Origin of the sequence: Psychroserpens sp. NJDZ02 (genome assembly GCF_004843725.1) — a bacterium.
Lineage (GTDB): Bacteria > Bacteroidota > Bacteroidia > Flavobacteriales > Flavobacteriaceae > Olleya.
In genome coordinates this window covers 1,470,856-1,493,765 of the sequence record NZ_CP039451.1, presented here as the reverse complement: position 1 = coordinate 1,493,765, position 22,910 = coordinate 1,470,856, and the positions used below count along the sequence as shown (strand labels likewise).

19 protein-coding genes are annotated in these 22,910 nt (G+C 33.8%); 6 read left to right on the top strand and 13 right to left on the bottom strand.

The features are described from left to right. Positions 1-38: 38 nt before the first annotated feature. From E9099_RS06505 to E9099_RS06495, 3 genes are read right to left on the bottom strand one after another with little or no spacing between them, the layout of a single operon-like run. Positions 39-557, bottom strand: coding sequence for a DUF4442 domain-containing protein (locus tag E9099_RS06505; RefSeq protein ID WP_136582877.1), 519 nt, complete (start codon positions 555-557; stop codon positions 39-41). Then, positions 557-1,030, bottom strand: coding sequence for a methylated-DNA--[protein]-cysteine S-methyltransferase (locus tag E9099_RS06500; protein ID WP_136582876.1), 474 nt, complete (start codon positions 1,028-1,030; stop codon positions 557-559). Before E9099_RS06500 ends, E9099_RS06505 begins: the two co-directional genes overlap by 1 nt. Next, complete coding sequence (locus tag E9099_RS06495; RefSeq protein ID WP_136582875.1) at positions 1,030-2,106, bottom strand: CNNM domain-containing protein; 1,077 nt, start codon at positions 2,104-2,106, stop codon at positions 1,030-1,032. The genes E9099_RS06500 and E9099_RS06495 overlap by 1 nt, the downstream gene beginning before the upstream one ends. Before the next feature lie 108 nt (positions 2,107-2,214). Here E9099_RS06495 and E9099_RS06490 point away from each other — a divergent pair, with 108 nt between their 5' ends. Beyond that, the gene (locus tag E9099_RS06490) at positions 2,215-2,637 is read left to right on the top strand and encodes a hypothetical protein (protein ID WP_136582874.1); all 423 of its coding nucleotides are present in this window, start codon (positions 2,215-2,217) and stop codon (positions 2,635-2,637) included. Positions 2,638-2,654: 17 nt separating this feature from the next. Further along, a complete protein-coding gene (locus tag E9099_RS06485; RefSeq protein WP_136582873.1) occupies positions 2,655-3,923 on the top strand; it encodes a hypothetical protein in 1,269 nt (422 codons plus the stop codon). A gap of 65 nt (positions 3,924-3,988) precedes the next feature. On the opposite strand, the gene hemB is transcribed toward E9099_RS06485, so the two are convergent. Beyond that, a complete protein-coding gene (gene hemB / locus E9099_RS06480; RefSeq protein ID WP_136582872.1) occupies positions 3,989-4,978 on the bottom strand; it encodes a porphobilinogen synthase in 990 nt (329 codons plus the stop codon). Between the two features lie 72 nt (positions 4,979-5,050). Here hemB and E9099_RS06475 point away from each other — a divergent pair, with 72 nt between their 5' ends. Beyond that, positions 5,051-7,687 (top strand): DEAD/DEAH box helicase family protein, encoded by a 2,637-nt coding sequence (locus tag E9099_RS06475; protein WP_136582871.1) that lies wholly within the window; start codon positions 5,051-5,053, stop codon positions 7,685-7,687. Between the two features lie 4 nt (positions 7,688-7,691). On the opposite strand, the gene E9099_RS06470 is transcribed toward E9099_RS06475, so the two are convergent. The 8 genes from E9099_RS06470 to hemA all read right to left on the bottom strand — a co-directional run bounded on the left by E9099_RS06470 (position 7,692) and on the right by hemA (position 15,728). Further along, a complete protein-coding gene (locus tag E9099_RS06470) occupies positions 7,692-8,081 on the bottom strand; it encodes a YchJ family protein (RefSeq protein ID WP_136582870.1) in 390 nt (129 codons plus the stop codon). Positions 8,082-8,102: 21 nt separating this feature from the next. Beyond that, a complete protein-coding gene (locus E9099_RS06465) occupies positions 8,103-8,873 on the bottom strand; it encodes a hypothetical protein (protein WP_136582869.1) in 771 nt (256 codons plus the stop codon). A gap of 2 nt (positions 8,874-8,875) precedes the next feature. Then, positions 8,876-9,778, bottom strand: coding sequence for an oxygen-dependent coproporphyrinogen oxidase (gene hemF / locus E9099_RS19470; protein WP_168800794.1), 903 nt, complete (start codon positions 9,776-9,778; stop codon positions 8,876-8,878). A gap of 621 nt (positions 9,779-10,399) precedes the next feature. Then, a complete protein-coding gene (locus E9099_RS06455; protein ID WP_136582867.1) occupies positions 10,400-10,936 on the bottom strand; it encodes a GNAT family N-acetyltransferase in 537 nt (178 codons plus the stop codon). Next, positions 10,936-11,688 (bottom strand): EI24 domain-containing protein, encoded by a 753-nt coding sequence (locus E9099_RS06450; RefSeq protein ID WP_136582866.1) that lies wholly within the window; start codon positions 11,686-11,688, stop codon positions 10,936-10,938. The genes E9099_RS06455 and E9099_RS06450 overlap by 1 nt, the downstream gene beginning before the upstream one ends. Positions 11,689-11,720: 32 nt before the next feature. Beyond that, positions 11,721-12,746 (bottom strand): uroporphyrinogen decarboxylase, encoded by a 1,026-nt coding sequence (hemE, locus tag E9099_RS06445; RefSeq protein ID WP_136582865.1) that lies wholly within the window; start codon positions 12,744-12,746, stop codon positions 11,721-11,723. Between the two features lie 152 nt (positions 12,747-12,898). Then, positions 12,899-14,473 carry a hydroxymethylbilane synthase gene (gene hemC, locus E9099_RS06440; protein WP_136582864.1) on the bottom strand — a complete coding sequence of 525 codons (1,575 nt, stop codon included), beginning with the start codon at positions 14,471-14,473 and terminating at the stop codon, positions 12,899-12,901. Continuing rightward, complete coding sequence (hemA, locus tag E9099_RS06435) at positions 14,466-15,728, bottom strand: glutamyl-tRNA reductase (protein ID WP_136582863.1); 1,263 nt, start codon at positions 15,726-15,728, stop codon at positions 14,466-14,468. The genes hemC and hemA overlap by 8 nt, the downstream gene beginning before the upstream one ends. A 195-nt stretch (positions 15,729-15,923) precedes the next feature. On the opposite strand from hemA, the gene E9099_RS06430 reads away from it, so the two are divergent. Further along, positions 15,924-16,817, top strand: a complete 894-nt coding sequence (locus E9099_RS06430; RefSeq protein WP_136582862.1) for a helix-turn-helix transcriptional regulator — start codon at positions 15,924-15,926, stop codon at positions 16,815-16,817. A 38-nt stretch (positions 16,818-16,855) separates the two neighbouring features. Here E9099_RS06430 and E9099_RS06425 read toward each other — a convergent pair whose 3' ends face one another. Further along, the gene (locus E9099_RS06425) at positions 16,856-20,338 is read right to left on the bottom strand and encodes a TraB/GumN family protein (protein ID WP_136582861.1); all 3,483 of its coding nucleotides are present in this window, start codon (positions 20,336-20,338) and stop codon (positions 16,856-16,858) included. 155 nt (positions 20,339-20,493) lie between these two features. On the opposite strand from E9099_RS06425, the gene hemH reads away from it, so the two are divergent. Together hemH and E9099_RS06415 are read left to right on the top strand one after the other, a co-directional pair. Continuing rightward, positions 20,494-21,525 carry a ferrochelatase gene (gene hemH / locus E9099_RS06420; protein WP_136582860.1) on the top strand — a complete coding sequence of 344 codons (1,032 nt, stop codon included), beginning with the start codon at positions 20,494-20,496 and terminating at the stop codon, positions 21,523-21,525. Beyond that, positions 21,525-22,877 carry an MATE family efflux transporter gene (locus E9099_RS06415; RefSeq protein WP_136582859.1) on the top strand — a complete coding sequence of 451 codons (1,353 nt, stop codon included), beginning with the start codon at positions 21,525-21,527 and terminating at the stop codon, positions 22,875-22,877. The genes hemH and E9099_RS06415 overlap by 1 nt, the downstream gene beginning before the upstream one ends. Positions 22,878-22,910 lie beyond the last annotated feature (33 nt).

Here is a 22,910-nt window from a genome sequence, read left to right as displayed (position 1 = left end):
ATTAGTTTAGAATTTAAATATAATGAAAATAAAGCTAATTATTTAGCTCGTCTTAGGGCTTGCTTTTTCTTGTAGTACGCTTTATCAGCAACATAAAGTGTTTTTGAAAATTCAGCAATAACCTCAGCGTTAGTATTCACTAATTGCATTGTTTTTATAAGGTCTACTTGCTGCTCAGTTTTTAGTTGCGCTTTTAGGGCTTTAATTTCTTCAACAGAAAAAATAAACTCACCATAAATAGTGCCTTTGCCTGGACGTTTATACTTTGCGGTGACGGCTTTGTCCCAAACCACGTAGTCGTTTCCCAGTATCTGAATTAGCTGAATCATATAAATAGGATCTGTTGCAGATAGCATGCTTCCTCCAAATAGTGTTCCTGCATAATTACGATTTTTCCAATTCAGTTTTAATCTGATTTTAACGTAATGTAAATCGTCACTAACTGTGATTATTTTTGCAGTCGTACGTCTGTACATTGGAGACCAGTTAAATCCGTACTTATAGATGTTTGCTGGTTTTATAAAGCGTGTTAAAAATTCGGTAGCAACTTTGTACATTAAAAAAGAGTGGTTTGTTTATAAGGGCTTTCGTGATCTATTAGCCATTGTTTACGGTATAAACCTCCAGCATAGCCTGTTAGGCTACCATCGCTACCAATAACTCTGTGGCAAGGAATAATGATCCATAATGGATTTTTACCATTGGCATTAGCAACTGCACGAATAGCTTTGGCATCGCCTAATTGTTTTGAAAGGGCGAGGTACGACGTTGTTTTGCCATGAGGAATAGTTTGTAATGCTTCCCAAACGCGGTTCTGAAAGTCAGTGCCTTTAGGGTTTAGCTTTAAGTTGAATGCCGTTCGTGATCCTTCAAAATATTCATTTAATTGAAGTACACAGGTTTCCAAAACCTTTGGTATGGTCTGAGTAATTGATGCTTCAGAATTTAAAACCGTGACGCCTGCAATACCATTTATATCACCAGTTATTTTAGTAAAACCTAAAGGTGATTGGATAATGCAGTCTTCCATTATTTTTCTGGATTATTTTCGTCTATAATTCCTAGTTTCTTAGCGCGCGACTCCCAACTTTTTCGTGCCAAACTTTGTAAGTCACTAACGTTGTCACTCTCATCCATAATTTCCATACCTAAAAGGGTTTCAATTACGTCCTCCATGGTTACAATTCCGCTAACACTTCCGTATTCGTCAACAACCAAAGCCATGTGGTTTCTAGTTTCTACAAGTTGCTCAAATAGGGTTGGTATTGGTAAGTTTCGATCTACAATTATAATATCTCTTTTAAGTTCTACTAATTTTTTAGAACCATTCCCTAAAGCCATTTCTTTAAAAATCTCGTCTTTTAAAACTAATCCTTTAATGTTGTCTTCGGTTTCTGAGTACACAGGAATTCTGGAAAATCTAAGGTTCATGTTTCTGTTAAAAAAATCTTCAACAGTAGTCTCTTCATTTTCAGATTTCATTACGGTACGTGGTGTCATCACATTTTTAGCAAAAACTTCTTTAAAAGTTAATAAGTTTTTAATGATTTTACTTTCATTACCTTCAAAAACACCTTCGTCATGAGCCATATCGGCCATTACTAAAAAGCCTTCACGACTTAAAACACTACCATGTCCTTTGCCTCCAATAAGTTTTGTAGTTAATTGCATTAACCATAATAATCCAGTCCATTTTAAAGGAAATATTAAAATATTTAGTGCGGTTGTAGTAAAACCCGCTAAGCTTTTCCAGTACGTTGCTCCAATTGTTTTTGGTATAATTTCTGAAGCTACTAAAATTAAAAGTGTCATTACTGCAGATACTATAAATACGCCATAACCATCACCGTTTCCGTAAAGTCCTTCTGCTTCTTTACCGACTAAAATAGCGCCTACAGTATGTGCAATTGTATTTAAAGTAAGAATAGCAATTAAAGGTCTGTCGACATCTTTTTTTAGTTCTTCTAAATTGGTAGCAAATGATTTGCCTTCTTTCTTTTTAAGATTGATAAATGTTGGGGTTACACTTAAAAGTACTGCTTCAAGAATGGAGCATAAAAATGAAAAAAAGATTGAGATCGTTCCGTAAAAGAGTAGTAAAGCCATTAATTATATCTAGTTTCTGTAAAAATAGCTATATTTTTTTTAACTTGTTGATTATAATTATTCCCTTACACTACTGATTGATAGTTTGACTTAAAAAAAACACTGAACATGGATACTTTTGAAGCCAAATTAGATAATCAAAAACTGACTATTGGTGCGCAAATTTCTAGCGATGCACTTTTAGATGGTTCTAGCAAAATATTTGTTACTATTTATCATGAAGATACGCCTAGACGTTGGCGAAAAATTGATGTACAATTAGAGGATAATAATAGGTTTACCGCAATAGTCGAAAAATCTCGATTACAAAAAAGACCTATTATAAAAATTAGAACAAATTATATTGTCGACGCAATCAATTTAAAGGAGTCTATAGTAAAAGTATCGACTGTTAAGTATGCGATAAATGATGGGTTAAAAACGGTAGATTTTGTATCAAAATTCGAGACTGATACAGAGGAATTCGATTTAGGGACACTTGAAGATGAAACATTTAGTATCACAAAGAGGGTAAAGGTCGCTCTTGTATAATTTTAAATTGATTCCAGATGTGTAATAATAGATATTTTAAGTTTTTGCTTTTTTTTGTTAGTGCTTTTTCTTTCGCACAAGACAACGTATCTGTCAACGATTTTAATTTTGAAAGTACAACCAATCCTGCATTTAGTTTGTTAGGAGAAACGCCTACGCAAATCAATACACCAGATAATTTAAAAGCCTTAGGGTTGTATTTGTCCAATGGATTTTCAAATACAAATATAGCGGTAGAAGTTAATCCGTATTGGTTGATTGACTTCGAGGTTGACCGTTCTTATCAAAATTATAGAGGTTTAAATACAAATGATAATGGTAAAACATATATTGATCCGTTTATAGGTTTAAAAACTAATTCGTCATTTTCAGTAGGTTATATCGATAAACAATTTAGTGGTTTTGAGGCCGAGAAAAAGACGTTGGCAATAGGGTACAGAACAACTATTTTACAGTTTTATAACACTAAACGATTAGATAAAATACAAGAGGCAATCCAGCAAATTGACAATGGGGTGCAGCGTCCATTAAATAAATTGTTTGAAGAGTTTTTAGCAGGTGAAAATATTAATTTCCCAGGAAGTGGAAGTTGTAACGCTTTAGAAACAGATTTAGAATTAAAAGCAAAATATGAAAGTTTAGCACAAGATTTTTTAGATAGAATTTTAGACGAACAAGTGCCAGATGATCCTGATGCTTTAGCTATCAGAGGTGTAAATATATTATCAGGTATGGATAGGCTAAAGATTACTAAAGGAGACATTGTTAGTAGTTATTTTGAAGATCGTTGCGAAAACATTAAAAACTTTGTGACCAATCCAAAGACAGTTAAACCTGTTTTTAGATTAGACGGAGCAATTGGTTATAGTGTTTTGTTTAAAGAGAATGAGGTGAATACAGCTACAGCAAACCGTTTTGGTGCTTGGTTAACGGCGGATGTTGCAGTACAGCTTAACAGTCAAAGTTATTTGCATTTTTATGGAATCGGAAAATATGTTGATGACGGATTTAATATAGATAACGCTGGGTTGTATAGCAATCAATATTTTTGGGATTATGGAGGTAAAGTAGAATTAGAACTAAAGAAACTTAAATTTTCTTATGAGTATCTTATGCGATCCATAGATAGCGAGCAATTTAGATCTGTTGGGAATATCACGTATCAAGTCAATAATAATATAAGTGTGACAGGAGGTTTTGGAAAAGACTTCCCATCGGATAACAATTTAGTGACGATACTTGGAATAAATTGGGGATTAGACTTAGGTGAAGATTCTTTTTTTTGATTAGAAAAGTAAAAGCATAAAAAAAGGGTCTAATAGTATTTATCTATTAAACCCTTTTTTGTTTTTTATGAAATTAGCTTAACAACATCTTTAGCAAAATAACTAGCAATGATGTCTGCACCAGCACGTTTTATAGCTGTAATTTGCTCCATCATAACAGCATCATGATCTAGCCAACCTTTTTCGGCAGCAGCCTTAAGCATAGCGTATTCTCCAGAAACTTGATATACTGCAACGGGTACATCGACTTCATTTTTAATTTCTCGTACAATATCTAAATAACACAATCCTGGTTTTACCATGACGATATCTGCACCTTCATCTATATCCATTTCTGTTTCGCGTAACGCCTCAAAACGATTAGCGTAATCCATCTGGTACGTTTTTTTGTCTTTTGGAATATCTTGTGCATCTACAGGAGCAGAGTCTAAAGCATCACGAAAAGGACCATAAAAAGCAGACGCATATTTAGCAGAATAACTCATGATTCCCGCATCTGTATATCCTTCGTCTTCAAAAGCTTCACGGATAGATAAAATACGACCATCCATCATGTCGCTTGGGGCTACAAAATCAGCACCAGCTTCAATATGAGAAACACTCATTTCTGTTAATACTTCTACGCTCTCGTCATTTAACACGGTTCCGTTTTCTATAATGCCATCATGCCCGTAAGCAGAGTATGGGTCTAGTGCCACATCGGTCATTACTAGCATATCAGGGCACGCATTTTTAACTGCTTTAATGGCGCGTTGCATTAGTCCTTTTGGATTTATAGCCTCAGTCCCTTTATTGTCTTTTAAATTGTCTGGTACTTTTACAAATAGTAAAACCGATTTCAAACCTAGTGTCCAAAGTGCTTTGACTTCATTTTCTAATAAATCTAAGCTATACCTATAGTAATTGGGCATGGAAGCAATTTCTTCTTTGATGCCTTTTCCTTCAACCACAAAAAGTGGTACTAAAAAATCGTTTGGAGAGATAATCGTTTCTCTAACTAAGCTTCTAATAGCTTCGTTTGTTCTTAATCTTCTATTTCTCTTAATTGGGTACATAATTTTTGTATAAAATTCCTGATAATGTTTACTTTTATCAAAAACAAAGTTAATCAATAATCCCTATTTCTATTGAGCAAAACGTGGTCTAGTTTACAATTTATTTTCCCTTGGAGAAGCTACCAAGCAAAGCTTTTGAAACATTTTGATAGCCATATTTCTGACCGTCATTTTCATGTGATTGCACCTCCAGGTTCTGGAAAAACCATTCTAGGTATTGAGATCATGCGACAATTGGGTAAAAAAACTTTGGTTTTAGCACCTACACTTACCATTAGAGAGCAATGGGAAGATCGATTGCAGTCCTTTTTTACTACAGATAGTGGATTTAAAGCTTTCTCTTTTGATGTCAAAGCACCTAGTGAGGTTACTTTTATTACCTACCAATCGTTGCATGCTTTTTATAAATCTTTTGAAAACAAAGCCGACTATCTCAATTTTTTTAAAAAGCATAATATTGAAACATTGGTTTTGGATGAAGCACACCATTTAAAAAATGCGTGGTGGACCTGTTTATTCGAATTAAAAAATAGTAAACCTTTTTTTGTTGTAGCCTTAACAGCTACGCCGCCTTATGATAGTGATAGGAGAGAAGTAGCAAAGTATTTTAGCCTTTGTGGCGAAATAGATGATGAAATTGCAGTTCCTGATTTAGTAAAAGAAACGGACTTATGTCCACATCAAGATTTTGTGTATTTTTCTAAACCAGAAGCGTTAGAGATTAATTTAATTTACGAGTATAGACAAAAAATAGCAGGATTTAAAGATGAATTGGTCAAAGACGAAACGTTTATCACGTTTATTACACAGCATCGTTTTTACGAAAACACAGAAGCCTATTTAGATGAATTATATGGTAATACTGAATATTTTTCAGCATTACTTATCTTTTTGAATGCTTGTGGAGTGGCTATTGAACAGTCTAAATTAAGGACGCTAGGTTTTAGTAAAAGTGAAACCATTAATTTTCCTGAATTGCATTTAGATTGGTTAGAAATTTTATTTCAAAACCTATTAGTAAAAGATCGGGAGCAGTTAATAGCACAGGAACCTTACCTTTTAAATTTAGAAAAAAAGCTAAGGCGATTACATGTTTTCGATAAAAAAAGAGTCAATTTTTTAGGTGAAGACTTGTTGTATCGTTCATTAACTAATAGTCCGAGTAAACTTAAAAGTATCATCACAATTGTGGATGCGGAGCGTAAGAGTTTACAGTCAGATTTAAGGTGTGTTATTTTAACGGATTATATTAGAAAAGAATTTTTAACGACACCAGAATCGGAACTTAACACAATTAATAAAATTGGTGTTATTACTATTTTTCAACATTTGCGTTGTCGTTTTCCTGATACGGAGGCATTAGCGGTGTTGACAGGGAGTATGGTAATTATTCATGAATCGATTCGTAATGCTTTTGGAGCTATTGAAAACGTAGACTCCTTTTCATTTACGCCTTTGGAGGTCGATACTCAGTTTCTTATAGTGTCATCCAAAACAAAGACTAAAAATGGTATTGTTAGTATCATGACTACGCTATTTGAAAACGGAGCTATTAAAGTGTTAGTGGGTACAAAATCGTTATTAGGTGAAGGTTGGGATGCGCCTTCCATTAATAGTTTGATTTTAGCATCGTTTATTGGATCGTTTGTGTCTTCTAACCAAATGCGAGGCCGAGCCATTAGAAAAAACCCGAAACAATTGGATAAAACGGGAAATATATGGCATTTGGCTTGTGTGGATAGTACCTCTAAAACAGGAGGAAAGGATATCGAAACTTTAAGGCGTCGTTTTGAAGCCTTTGTGGGTGTGGCGACTAATAGTATTCCTTATATATCTAATGGAATTGATCGCTTAGACATTCCTGAGGAATTTTTAGAGGCCGATATAGAACAGCTAAATGCGGCAACTTTAAATAGAGCAACCAATAGGGCTTCAATTACTAAAAAATGGCAAGATTCTATAGGAAATGGAACGGCTCTTGGTAAACAAGTACAAATTTTTGATTTAAGTGAATTGCCTTTTAAAAAGCAAAAACAAATCTATTATTTTGATGTGGTGCGTTTTTTTACAATCGAATTGTTCTTTTCAATCTTATTATTCTATTTCGAGTATATCATCAAAGGATTTAATGTGATTTTACAGCGCGGACTGACGTATTTTATATATTCGTTTTTAGTGTATTTCTTAATTTCTTTTGGACGTAAATTGTACAAAGCAATAGCGCTATACATTCGTTATGGTTCTTTGTATAAAACGATTCAGAAAATGGGTGAAACAATTGTGGACTCATTATCCGATTTAGGGCATCTAACAACTAGTAAAGATGAACTTTTTGTAGCTGCTGCCAAAGTGGGAAGTCGAGACGTTATATGCAATTTAATTGGAGGTAGCACGTATGAGAATACTTTGTTTTCTTCCGCTTTAAGCGAATTATTAGACCCTATAGCGTCTCCAAGATATTTGATAATTAAAACGAGTGTGTTTAGACGACGATTGAATATTGAGAATTTTTACCCAGTACCAGAGCTGTTTGGTGGCAAAAAGAAGAATGCTTTAGTGTTCCAAAATAATTGGAGAAAACATATGGGGCGAAATAAGTTGTTTTATACTAGGCATTTTGAAGGGCGGCAATTGCTTTTAAAAGCGAGATTGTTTCATGTATACAATGCGTTTAGAAAAACAACTAAGGAGGTGACTATCTGGAAATAATATATTAGTCTTTGGCATAGCCTAGGTAAAACCAATGGTTGTTTTCTTGTACAAAAGCTGACTTTTCATGGATGACATCCATGGTGCCACTTTCATAAAAATAGGCGCTAAATGTCACTGTGCCTTCATTGTCATTTTCCAAGCCTTTGGTCGTATCTTGTATATCTAATTTAATCCACTCTACGGATGTTGCCCATTTGACGATGGCTTTCTTTTCTGAGCTTGGTCTTGTTGACTTATGGTGGGTTGACATTAAATAATCACCATTTGCTAATACAAAAGCACTATATCTAGAGCGCATAAGTTGTTGTGCTGTTTCCGTTTTTCCACCGTTTAAATGAAACACTTCACAGCATGCTTTATAGCTTTTGTTATTTCCGCAGTAACAATTCATGTCATAATGGATTTAAAACAACTAGTCTAAATTGCGAATAAATTTCTCAACATTAATATGGACATCATCTTCACCTTGTTGATCAAATGGATTTTCTAAATGTGATTGAATATTATCTAAAGCTACTAGTATAACACTAAACATGATTGGTACAGCGTATTGTAGACCGTAACTATAACTGGTTACACTGTGCGCAAAATGAGGTCCGTAAATGATAGGTAAAGCAATAATAAAAATATCACTATAGGTGCGAAGCGTGCGTGGTGTACGGTATTGGTAAATGTGTTTTATACGCTCAAAAGAAATCATCATTTTGCTTAAGAATTGGTTAGATCTTGAGGCTTCACCAGAAGGTAAACCATGAGATCTTAACGTTTTTATAAAAAGAGAAATGGTGTTGAAGTTTTCGTATACCTTTTTCTCGGTGGTTTCTAATTCGTCAACCGGATTTGTAAAAACCTCCGTTAAAGAATTTAATAAATTTTCAAGATTGGTTTTGATTTCTGTTTTAAGAGCTTCGGGAGGATTCTCCAGCCAATGGGATACGGCAAAATACAGGGCGCGACCATGTGCTTTGATCGATCCATACTCGTCTAAAGCAACTTCACGACGTTTGTAAGCACCTCCAATTGAAAATACAATAGGAAATACAATGGCTGTCCCGATAAGCGTTAACGGGAAGTCCGCTTTGATTTGATAATGAATACAAAATGCGGTGGATGCAATGGCTAAACCTGTAATTACAAATGTTTTCCAGTTTATAATTAAAAATATACGTTTGAATAATTTCATAGTTATACCCAGTCTTTAGGATTTTGTAAAATGTTTATTAAGCGTTCTTCTTCACTACCAGCTTCTGGTTGATGATCGTAAACCCATTGGACATGAGGTGGTAGGCTCATTAAAATACTTTCGATGCGTCCATTGGTTTTTAATCCAAAAAGGGTGCCTTTATCATGCACTAGATTGAATTCTACGTAGCGCCCACGACGTATTTCCTGCCAATCGCGTTGTGTTTTTGTGTAGTCTAAGTTTTTTCTTTTTTCGACTATAGGGACATAAGCTTCTAGAAAACTATCGCCAACTTCGGTAACATAATCGTACCAGTTTTGCATGCTCATGTCTTCAGTAGCTTTACAATAATCAAAGAATAGCCCTCCAATACCACGACCTTCATTACGATGTGTATTGTAAAAATAGTCGTCGCAACGTGCTTTGTATTTTGGATAAAATTCTGGATTATGTTTGTCGCAAGCCGTCTTACAGGTTTGATGGAAATGTGTTGCGTCCTCATCAAATAAATAATAAGGGGTCAAATCTTGTCCACCACCAAACCATTGATCTACGATGTTTCCGTCTTTGTCATACATTTCAAAATAGCGCCAATTAGCATGCACTGTTGGAACCATTGGATTTGTAGGATGTAAAACTAAACTTAATCCACAGGCAAAAAAATCGGCATCTTCAACACCAAAATATTTTTGCATGCTGTCTGGTAATTTACCATGAACCCCAGAAATATTAACACCTCCTTTTTCAAAAACGTTTCCATTTTCGATAACTCGTGTTCGTCCTCCACCGCCTTCTGGGCGTTCCCAAACGTCTTCTTGGAAAGTGGCTTTTCCGTCTATTTTTTCTAGACCAGCTGTAATTTGATCTTGTAGTTGCTGTATGTATTTGAAAAATTTATCTTTGATGTCTAAATTATATTTAATGGTTATACCTGTAAGGTTTTTAAAATCTGATAGGTCTTTTTTATTTATTGTATGATGTGCTTTGATAAAGTTTTCGGTGTCATTAAACAAACTTAAGATATACTTTTTATTATCTGAAATAATTTTGCCATCATTAAGGTATTCGTTGAAAGAAGAGAAAGCGTATGTGTCAAATTGTTTTGTAACTTGATGTGCTTCAGGGTTTTTGTGAACGTATAGAATTAAAGTTTTTAAGTAATCTTCATCTTTAATTTTAACGCGATTAAAAGGTCTTTCAAATAAAGATCCTGTCCTGTTATTTTGTTTGTTGTATGCTTCTGAATAGGCATTAAATAGGTTTGAAAATGCTTGAGAAGCGATTTTTTCCTCGGATTTTATTTTAACCACTAAATGAAAATGGTTAGTCATTAAGCAATAGGCTATAATGTCTACTTTAGTTGAAAGGTGCTTTTTAAGTAAATCTAAAAAATAAGACATGTTATCGTTGTTTTTAAAGATAACTCCGCTATCAATTCCTCGATTATAAATGTGATAGTATTGGTCTTGTTCTATTTTTTCTAAGCTCATGGTCATGTTGTTCAAACCTGTCAGGTTTTGTAAACCTTACAGGTTATGTAATTCATATAACTCCATATCTAATGGGTTGTCATCAGTGGGAGTACATTCATTTTTCAAAGTTTTAATCCATTGAAAACCATTGTTTGTAGCAACATTTACACTTGGTAAATTATCTTTATGTGCAATAATTTGAAGTGTTTTCAAATCCAAAGAAGTAAAAGCATAGTTTGATAATGCGGTTATGGCTTTTGATATAATCCCTTGCCCTTTGTAATTATAATCAATACAATAGGCAAATTCTCCTTGGTTTATGGACCAGTCTAGTGCTTTTATATAGATTAATCCTATTAATTTACTGGTTTGAGAGACCTTTAAGGTGAAAAGGAATTCTTCTTTTTTCTGAAACTGTTTTAATTTCTTTTCAACAAATAACTGCGATAGTGTGGGGTTTAGATTGTCTTTTAATGTCCCTGGAAAAAAACGTTTAAAACGATCTGAATTTGTGATCATTAAATCACATAACGCCCAAGCATCGTTAGTATTGATTGGAGTAATATCGAAATCGTCGAATTGCAAAATCATTAAACTGTAATTTGATTATCGTTTTTTAATAATTTTACGGTACTTAAAGAAGCAGCGGTTACACTTAAAGGTAAGGCTAGAATGACACCTATAAAAGGTATTAATAAAAACAACGTAAAAACAAGTCCATTTCCGATAGCTACTCCTCTGTTTTTTCTTACAAAATTTATACTGTCTTTGTAATTGTAATGACGCTCTAGGGTGTAATCCATATTACCAAAGCCAGCGTAATAGCCTTGTACGCAAAAGAGTAGTATCGTAGAGAAGATATTAACGACAGGTATAAATTTTAGTAGTAAAATCGGAATTGTAATTAGTAATTCGCGTATTAAGTTTCTGATATTTATTCTAATCCCTCTCCAAAGTTGTTCTTGAAATGAGGTCTTTCTGTGGTTATGTTTAGCAACACCTGTTAAATGGGATTCTATTTTTTCTGAAACAGGACTCATAAATGGCGCAGATAAAGCCATTACAATGTGCTTGTATAAAATGAGACCTATGACTATGATGATGATAACACCAATTACGGTGGAAAAAGCTGTAAAAGCCCCTTTTCCCCAATCCCAAAACCATATTTTGGCTATAAAGCGACCAATGTTATCTGATAGTCTATAAGCTGCAAAAGCAATTGTCGAACCTACAATTACGCTAATAATAATAGGGATGAAAAAGTATTTCCAAAGCTTCAACTTTGAGATTAAAGCTAAAGCTCCAGAATAACCGTTTAGTCCTTTTATTATGTTTTGTGTCATATTTGAATTAAACAAAACCTAGTGGTTTTATTTTAGGCTTTATACTCTTTTACAGCGTCAATAAATGCTTTTGCATTTTCTATAGGTATGTTTGGTAAAATACCATGTCCTAAATTTACAATATATTTATCTTTTCCAAACTCGTTAATCATTTGGTGTACCATTGTCTTAATTTGCGCTGGCGGCGAAAATAAACGAGTAGGGTCAAAATTACCTTGTAGTGTAATATTTCCTCCAGTTAAATAACGTGCATTTTGAGCAGAACACGTCCAGTCTACACCTAATGCAGCTGCACCTGATTTAGCCATTTTGTCTAGAGCAAACCAGCAGCCTTTACCAAAAGCAATAACCGGCGCGTCATCTTTTAATGCATCAATGATTTGTTGAATGTATTTCCAAGAAAATTCTTGATAATCTACAGGAGATAACATACCTCCCCAAGAGTCAAACACTTGAACAGCATTAACACCTGCTTTTACTTTCTCTTTTAAGTAAGCAATAGTAGTATCTGTGATTTTTTGTAATAAATTATGTGCTGCTATCGGGTTTGTAAAACAAAATTCTTTTGCTTTATCAAAGTTTTTAGAACCTTGACCTTGTACGCAATAACAAAGGATAGTCCAAGGAGAACCTGCGAAACCAATTAACGGAATATCGTCATTTAGTTTCTCTTTTGTCATTTTTATAGCTTCATAGACGTAACTAAGACTTTCTTTTACATCGGGAACAATAACATTGTCCACGTCTTTTTGGTTACGAATAGGATTTGGTAAATAAGGCCCAAAATTCGGCTTCATTTGCACCTCAATATTCATAGCTTGTGGAATTACTAAAATATCGCAAAATAAGATGGCAGCATCCATACCAAAACGACGAATGGGTTGTATCGTGATTTCACTTGCTAACTCAGGTGTTTGGCAACGTGTAAAAAAATCATACTTAGCTTTTATCTCCATAAATTCTGGAAGATAACGACCTGCTTGACGCATCATCCAAACTGGTGGACGATCTACTGTTTCTCCTTTTAATGCTCTTAAAAATAAATTGTTTTTCAACATAGCTTTTTGATATTCCCGAGAAGACGAGAATTTATTTAAATTCAACTTGTTTTTTGGTTGTCAATGGTGATTCTCTCTTTTTAGCTAGAGAGTAATCTGTCTGTGATAAAAGGTTACTGTTTTACTAATGTTTTCTGCAAGGACCTTATTTGCTATACATAATAGTCGTTTACCAGTTCAATAACACTTTCAACTGTTGGTACTTTAGCAATGCGGATATCATCAAAATGCTTACTAGCTTCTTTTGCTGTTGTTTCGCCAATACAGAATGCAATACCATTGGCATCATTTTCTTTTTTATAACTCTGTACCGTTGATGGACTGTAAAACATTACGCCTTCAACACTTTCTGGAAGTTCAATACTATCCAGTTTAGTTTGATAAGCTTCTACTTCGTTAATGGTTATATTGTTTTCTGCAAGAATTTTAGGTAAATCATCCAATCGTACATCACTACAAAAATAAGTAACTTCTGAACCTTCCATGTGATCAACTAAATAGTCTGCTAGTTTCTTTGCGTTTTTCTCCGTGTGTAGCACTTTTCCTATGCGGTTTTCGATCATTTTTTTAGTACGACGTCCAACACAATAAATGTTTTTAAACTGAAGTTCGATAGCTGAGTAGTTTGTCAATAAAGCGTCTACAGCATTTTGACTAGTAATGACTACATTTTGAATTTCGTTTTTAAGAAATCTTGGATGAATTCTATTTAAACTAATCTTTACAAAGTCCGAGCTTTCCGATTTTACTTTTTCGTTAAACAAAAAACGTTGATCCTCTGTTAATGATTTTGTAGAGTAAATATTTGTTTTTATATGAGACTCTTGAAGTTCGTCCATTAAACGATTACCACCACGCTCTAATATGTAATTAGCACACCATTCTGCAATATCATGATGTTCGTTTAATGCTTTGACGCGTTTTACTTGTATTTTTTTAGTCCCGTCTTTACTTAATAATATACCTTCAAACGTTACTTCTTCATCTTTAATAAAAGCTAAAGCACCAATTGGAGCTGTACAACCACCTTCTAGTTTTCTTAAAAAATCACGTTCGATTTTTGTGCAAATCTCAGTTTCCTTGTGATTGATTTCAGCTAAGATCTCAAGAGTTTCGACGTCGTCAGCTAAAGCTGCAACCATAATTGTCCCTTGCGCAGGAGCAGGAATCATCCAGTCTAAATTTACAGCATCTTCGGGTCTAATATCTAAACGACCAATACCAGCAGCAGCAAAAATAGCACCATTCCAATCACTATCTTCTAGTTTTTGTAATCTAGTATTTACGTTTCCTCTTAAGTCTATCAACGTGTGTGTTGGAAAGCGATTTAACCATTGTGCGCGTCTGCGTAAACTTCCAGTTGCGATAACGGCTTCTCTTGAACCTAAAAATTCTTCGTTATTTTTAAACACTAGTGTGTCTTTAAAATTACCACGTTTAACAACAGCAGCTTGGACAATTCCAGTTGGTAATTGAGTAGGCACATCTTTAAAGGAATGTACAGCAATATCGATATCTCCATTTAACATGGCGATGTCTAAAGTGCGTGTAAAAATACCTGTAATACCTAATTCGTGAAGTGGTTTGTCTAGTACAATGTCTCCTGTAGATTTTAAGGGAACCAAAACAGTTTGATGACCTAATTCTTTTAATTGACTTTGTACTGCTTTTGCTTGATATAAAGCTAACGCGCTATCGCGCGTTCCGATTCTAATTATTTTAGACATGCTTTGTGGTGTTTTCTAGGTGAAACACTTTTTTGATTAGTTCCAAACTTTCGTCGGTTGAGAAAGCATCATCTTTTAAGTGATGCGCGAAATGATTGGTTATTTTTTGAATAATTTTGTTACTTATAATTTCGGCTTGTTCTTCATTGAAGTTAGCCATTTTCTTGCGTTGTGTATCTAGTTCAGCGTTTTTAAAACCTTGTAGTTTGTGTTTTAATGCTTTTATAGTTGGCGCAAATTTTCTTGTTTCTAACCAACCTATAAATTCAGCTTTAATATCTTCAATAATACTTTCAGCTAACGGTACTTGTTTTTTTCTGCGTTCTAACGTTTCGTCTGTAATTTGTGATAAATCATCTAAATGTATACGTTTGACGTTAGGTAAGTCTGTTACGTTTTCGTCTACGTTTTTAGGAATCGATAAATCTAAAATTAATAAGTCTTTTGTAGATTGGATTAACTGCTTGTCCACCGTTGGGTTTTGCGCGCCAGTGGCTACAATTAGGATATCAGCTTGATTGATTTCTTCTTGTAAGTTAGCATAATCCTTAACTACTAAATTAAATTTACCAGCGACAGCTTCGGCTTTACCTTTTGTCCTGTTTATTAATGTTATTTGCTCATTTTTAGTGTGTTTTACTAAGTTTTCGCAAGTATTACGACCAATTTTACCCGTTCCGAATAGTAAAATGTTTTTATCTGTAACGTTATCAATCGTGTTTAAAATGTATTGTACAGAAGCAAAAGAAACGCTTGTGGCACCTGAAGATATTTCGGTTTCAGTTTTTATTCGTTTGCTTGCTTGTATGACAGAGTTTACTAAGCGCTCTATAAATGGATTTAGTAATCCGTGCTCTTTAGAGGCTATCGTGCTTTTTTTAAGCTGACCTATGATTTCAAAATCACCTAAAATTTGACTGTCTAAACCAGATCCGACTCTAAATAAGTGGGTGATGGCTTCTTGACTTTTATAGATGTAAGCGTATTTTTGAAACTCATCAACAGTACCTTTTGTGTTGTCACACAATAGTTGAATGAGTTGATAGGGGTGTTCTGCAAATCCGTAAATTTCTGTACGGTTGCAAGTTGAAGTAACGATTAGGCTTTGTATACCATTAGACTTAGCTTGATTTAAAAGCGCTGATTTAGACGTTTCATCCAAACTGAATTTACCTCTAATATCTGCGTCTGCTTTTTTATAACTTAAACCTAAGGCGTAAAAATATGTGCCTGTTGACATGTGATAGTGCTCCATTTACCTGACTGGGACTTTATTGTTGGCAAATTTATGTTGTATATTTTATAAAAAGTAACGCTAAAAGAACTTTTAATAACGTTTGTGGTTTTTTAAGGGTAAAAATAACGTGACAATGATAAATATCATATTTTTGTAGTGAATACAAAGGTTTTAAAGCAAATTGTTTAGAACCAATCTAAATAAGATATAATTATGGAGCAGTCTTCTTCTTTAAAAAATGTCGCTAAAAGTTCGTTTGCTGAAACGCAAGTGGATGAAGGTGTTTTTGTGTTAACTTATCAAAATGAAACAGCTAAAAATCAAACTGTTGAACGGTTTATTGATAGTAGTTTTATTCAGTTTCATTTTTGTTTAAAAGGGGGTAGTGACTTTATTTTTAACAATGGGAGTTATGTTTTAAACATTGCTGAAGAGACGTCTTTGTTGCTTTATAATCCGCAACGTGATTTGCCAATTCATTTAGAGGTTAAACCAGACTGTTGGTTGGTTTCGGTTTTAATATCCATCAAGAAATTTCATGGCTTGTTTTCTCAAGAAGCGGATTATATTACTTTTTTGAGCAGTGATAATAAAGACAAGAAGTATTATAAAGACGGAAAAATTTCGCCATCCATGGCTATTGCGTTAAATCAAATTGTGAATTATAACCTTAATTCGTCCATAAAAACATTATATTTTAAAGGGAAGGCTTACGAGTTGTTGAGCCTGTATTTTAATAGAGGTGAAGATGCAGATATCGAACAGTGCCCGTTTTTAGTAGATGAAACCAATGTGACTAAAATTAAAAAAGCTAAGGATATAATTATCGCAAGAGTATCAGAACCACCAACGCTTCAAGAATTATCGGAAGAAATAAGCTTGCCTTTAAAGAAACTAAAAGAAGGATTTAAGCAGATTTATGGCGATTCTGTTTTTAGTTTTTTATTGGATTATAAGATGGAGGTTGCTAGAAAACTATTGGAAACAGGTGGTAATAATGTAAATGAAGTTGGTTTGAAAGTTGGTTATAGTACCTCTAGTCATTTTATTGCGGCTTTTAAAAAGAAGTATGGTATTACGCCTAAAAAGTATATACAGTCAATCTAAATAAAAAATGCGCTTAATTTCTTAAGCGCATTTTTTATTTAATAACCTCCTTCGTTCAGTCGTTTTCGGTTTTTATGGATGACTAGATCTAAGACGTCTTTTATTAATTGATCTTCTTCTTGGTTTTCGTCAATGTAATCTCCGCTATAGCTAGATTCGTAGTAGATTTTTGTTTGTAGTCTACCTGGTTTTTCCGGTTTTAAAAAGCCTGCATAGTAAAATCGTTTTGTTTCGTCTTTTTCTTCTTTTTGAACTAGCATGTAAAAGTACATGTCGCCTTTTTTATCATCATCTGTATTAAATTCTTTTTTACCTAAAAAGTGAATCGAATCTCGTTCTTTTTCTATGGTTGTGTTTCTGAAAAGTGTTGACTTAGCATACATTTCCTGACTTATTTTTTCGGTTAAATAGGGTTTGTATAATTTTTTTCTATACATCTTATCGACTAATGTCGCTTGGTTTTTATAGTCATCAATAGTTTTTTCTTTTAATTTTTCAGGAATAGGTTCTCCTGCTTCTTCTAGTAAGATATAGTAGGTGCTTAAGGCGGATACATTATCACTATCTAATAACTTGTCAAAAAAGTTTTTGGCTTTTATTTCTTTTCGGAAAGGGAAAATTAATTTTACAAAAGCGTACAAAGAACTACTGTAAGTCCTGTAATTATAGGAAGATTTAGAGCCTAAACTACGTTTTACTTCTATTTTACCATCTGTTATTAGCTGTTTTTTAAACTTTTTGTAGGATTTGGTCTTAATGATGCTACTGTCTTTTAATCGAGCTAATAACTCGTAAATTGGTTCTCTGTACTCTTCAATAGAGGTGTATTCCATTAAGGCAGGAAACAGCGTTCTTTTAAGCTGTAAAGAGTCCTTGTAGTTGTAAAACATAGAGCTTATGGAGCCGCTTAATGGTAAATCTTTATCAAGTAAGGTTAAAAAGGTATTGTATGACTTTTTTGTAGGCTTATTTAATAATGATCTTAAAATGGTATTTTGAATGTCTGGTTCAGAATACGACTCTTCATACAGTGTATTTAAAAAAGCATCAGTTCTTGGGTCTTCAAGTTGGGCTAATTCAGAAATTAAAAAGGTTTTGAATTCTTCCTTGTTGTCTGGGAATTCGAAGTTTTTAATTAAGTCAATCATCGTACTTGCGTTAGATTTATTAAACTTAATTTTAGTTCTTGCTTTAAATACAATACTATCATTGTCGCGCAGTGCCTTAAAAAAGCGTTCTGTTTTATCGCTAAAAACGGATTCACCAAGCAGTGTGTCTATCGGCTGAAAAGAGTCATAGAAATTGGTTACAAATTGTGATGGTTGAGATATGGTATCTGTTAAACTTTTAATTTCGAAGAGGGCTCCTTTTTTTAATATGTTTTTTACTAATATGGCCTTAGCGCTTAACGAGTCTTTTAAGGTGTACTCGTAAACATATTGGTCTTCTTTTTTGTATTTCTTTTTGTCGGCAATAATGTACTTGTTAAAGTCATCAATGTCTTGCGATAATTTTACTTCACTGTCAATGTCGTTCCATAAACTATCAACGTTTTTATACATCTGTAAGTCATGAAATTTTAGTTTAGTAATAAAAATTTGCTCATTTGTTTTAGAGTAGTAAGTGGTGCGTTTGATTTGTTCTTCGTAATCTTTTGTGTTTCTGCTACCGTAAGAGTTGTAAGGAGGTATTGGTTTTGTATTGGTTATTACAGAAAAATGTAGAGAAGTATCTGTTATTTTCTCAAAACCTTCTTGTTTTACTTTCTTAAATTTAAATGTTTTAAAAAAGTCATCTGCTTTGGTTTTTGTGGGTCCAACATAGCCCATTAAAAAATAGCTACCATCTTTTACAATACTTTTTAAATGTATGTTTTGTGTTGTAGTCGAATCCTTTTTGGCAATGCCTTCATAGCTATAGTATTTATTGTTGTTATAGCTGCCTTCTGAATCTTCGATATCAAAATCTTTAAAAAAGTTAGTGACTATAAACTTGGCTTCAAATTTGTCTTCTTCAATATAAAAGGCATCGTTAAATGCGACTTCTTTCAAGAAATAATAGTCTTCTCCTATGTTACCTTGAATTAGTTTTTGACCAGCATTCTCGATGTTATCCGTGGTGTGGTATTTTGGAAAATTAACTTCGTATTTGTTATAAGTAGAAGTGAATGTTTCAAAGTCATTGCTTGGTGTTTTAAATGTAATAGAATCAAAAATACTAGCTTCGTTTTTTAAAACATAGTCTTTTTGTCCTGCAAATTTGATAAGAACAACCTCTAACGGTGTTTTGTAAATATGATATTTTTGATAATCTCCTTTTTTAGTTTTATTTAATATGCTAATACCCGGATACGGTGTTTTTAGTATTTCTTTTTTTATAATATCACCTGGAATATCTTCGAATAAAAAATTATCTAAACGCTCTAGTGAGATTTCTTTTTCACTTGGTAGGTATTCAAAGGTGTTAAAACGACTAATGGTTAAGTATGCACCATTGGTCATGTCTGGCGAGATATAATATTTTTGACCGCTATGATAAAACTCGTATAGCTCTGTAAATGTTTTTAGAGTTAAAAAGCCATCAGGTGTGCTTGCTGTTTTTAATTTTGATGGGGCAATATAGTTCTCTAAATGTTCTTTTTTAGTTTGGGCGACGTTTGATTGTTTGGACACTAACGGTTTTACAGTGTAGCCTTTGTTTTCTAACATTTTTAACAGGCCCTTTTTTCCAGGTAAATGTGCAGCTCCAACTCCGGCAAATACCGTTTGAGACTGCATTAAAGAATCCATAACGTGTACCATATTTGCATTACGTGTGTACAACATGTTTTTTCGGAAAAACTCTGTGTTTGAGGCAGCTCCTATAGAGTCTAAAAGTGTTAGATTTCTATCTCTATACGTGTTTTCTTGAACTAAATAAGGGTTTTCTTTTTCGTATAGTTTAGTTAACCAAGGGTCAATTTTGTTTTTTCTGGCATTACGTTGTGCTTTTGAAACTAGATAGCGGGACTCCTCAATATCTTCTAAACTATAAATTTTTTTCTTTTTCTTTTTACCTGCTTGGTAGATAAACATATCCAAGTAAGTCTCTTCTTCAAAATTATCAGCATAACCATCCTTTCTGTATAGATAACCATTAATCATTCTGTTGTCAGATCGTATACTTCCTCTAATCGCTACTTCTTCTGGGTGTTCTAAGCCAAATAGACTAGAGTAAAAGTTTTTATCGTAAGCCTGTGAGTAATTTTGGGGTGCTAACGTTGTGGTTTCGTAATTAAATGCTAGCCATGTAGAAGGGTCGGACTCCAATGCGATACTCTCGCTATTTTCTAAAGCTTCAAAAAATACATCGTCTAATCTAAAAGCAACTTTTGCACTGACGTGCATTGTGCCATAAATGTAAGAAGGTTTATCAAGATTGTTACCAGAAATCTCCCAGAGTAAACTTTGTTCTTTGTTTTTGTTCTGAGAAAATGAGACAAAAGAAATTACACAGAAGAATGTGAGAAAGTGGTTTTTCATATAAATTAAGGGTATCTATCTGTAAATATATTAAACTAAACTTTATTTAAAAGACTTTGGCTATATATTAATAGGAATTTAGTATCGTCTACACTTCAATTTGTATTCATAATAAAATTTAGTGTTGTATTTTTGTTTTTGAAAAAGAAACACACATGAGAAAAGGCGTACTGCTTGTTAATCTTGGTTCTCCAGAAAGTCCAGAACCAAAAGATGTAAAAAAATATTTAGGCGAATTTTTAATGGACGAACGCGTTATTGACGTTCCGCTTTGGGCTAGAACCTTACTAGTAAAAGGTATTATACTAAATACAAGACCAAAACAAAGTGCTAAGGCCTACAAGAAAATTTGGTGGGAAGAAGGATCTCCGTTAATTGTATTGTCAGAACGGCTACAAGAGGCAGTTCAAAAACATACGGAGTTACCAATAGCTTTAGCGATGCGTTATGGAAGTATGACTATTAAAAAAGGTTTACAAGAATTAGTGGATAAAGGTGTTGAGGAAGTCTTTATAATTCCATTATATCCTCAATTTGCGATGGCAACTACAGAGACTATTTTGGTTTTAGCTGAAGAGGTTAGACAGGCTAATTTTCCGAATCTAAAAATAGATAGTTTACCTGCTTTTTATAATAAACCTGAGTATATTAAAGTTCTAGCCGAGTCTGTTAAAGGGCATTTGCAAGGTAAAGATTACGAACATTTGTTGTTTTCTTACCACGGTGTACCAGAACGTCACATTAGAAAAAGCGATATTACTAAAAGTCATTGCAAAATCGATGGAAGCTGTTGCGAAACTGCAAGTAAAGCGCATGAGTTTTGCTATAGACATCAATGTAAAGAAGTCACGCGTTTGGTGGGAGAGTATTTAGGATTGGAAGACAATAGCTACTCGACATCATTTCAATCTAGACTAGGTTTTGACCCATGGTTGCAACCTTATACTGATCGTACGATTGAGCGATTAGGTAAAAAAGGAATCAAAAGTATGGCAATTGTAACGCCTGCTTTTGTTAGTGATTGTTTGGAGACTTTAGAAGAAATAGCAATGGAAGGAGAAGAGATTTTCCACGAATTAGGCGGTAAGGATTTTACGACAGTACCTTGTTTAAATACAGATGCTAGTTGGGTTAAATTATTGTCAGATTGGATTAATCAATGGTCAGAAACAACGGTTAAGGCGTAATGCAAACAAGTCAATCCTCCAATTTAGGAACAGAAACCATAAGCAAACTCTTGATTAAGCAAGCGGTGCCAGCGTCTATTGGTATTCTGGTAATGTCGTTAAATATTTTAGTAGATACTATTTTTGTGGGGCAATGGATTGGGTCAACTGCAATAGCGGCTATCAATGTTGTTTTACCAGTGTCTTTTTTTATTGCGGCTTTAGGGATGAGTATTGGTGTTGGAGGATCGTCTATTATTTCTCGTGCTTTAGGTGCTAATAAAAAAGAAAAAGCACTTAAGACTTTTGGTAATCAAGTCTCTTTAACTTTAGTTTTCACGGTTGCTTTCGCGGCGTTTGGGCTTTATTTTGTAGATCAGTTAATACCTGCGTTTGGGGGAAAAGGTAATATTTTTGATCCAGCCAAAGTGTACTATGAAATAATCTTGTATGGTGTTCCTGTTTTAGGATTTGTAATGATGGGTAATACTGTGATACGTGCAGAGGGTAAGCCTAAATTTGCGATGTATGCCATGCTTATTCCTTCCGTAGGTAACTTGGTTTTGGATTACGTTTTTATTGGGGTGTTAGATTTAGGAATGGCTGGTGCTGCATGGGCAACAACGGGATCTTATATTGTGTCTTTCTTATTTATATTTTGGTATTTCCTGTCAGATAATTCCGAACTAAAAATCAATCTTTCTCATTTTAATCTGCAAAAAAGTATAGTATCAGAAATAGGGTCTTTAGGATTTGTAACGTTGGCAAGGCAAGCGGTGGTAAGTGTTACATTTTTGCTAGTTAATAATGCCTTATTTGACTATGGTGGTGAAACGTCTGTAACAGCATATGCTATTGTCGGAAGGATGAGTATGTTTGCTTTGTTTCCAGTATTTGGTGTTACGCAAGGGTTTATTCCTATTGCAGGTTATAACTTTGGATCGCAACAATATGGGCGTGTAAAGGAAGTGATTTATACAGCTATAAAATATGCAACACTGCTGGGTACGATAGTCTTTATTGGTTTGATGTTTTTTCCAGAAATCATTACTAAATGGTTTACTACGGATTTGGACGTTATTGATGTGACCCCAAATAATATGAGATGGGCATTTGCTGCGGTTCCAATTTTATCGTTACAGTTAATAGGGGCGGCTTATTTTCAGGCTGTCGGAAAAGCATTGCCAGCATTACTATTAACGTTAACTAGACAAGCTATTTTCTTTATTCCTTTAATGTATATTTTACCTATTTATTTTGGCGAATTTGGGATTTGGATATCTTTTCCAATTGCAGATGTTTTGTCTACAATTGTTACCGGCTTCTTTCTGCGTAGAGAAATGAAGCTAAAATTAAATATATCAGAAGCATAATTTTATTATGTCTATTTTTAAAACGAATTAATT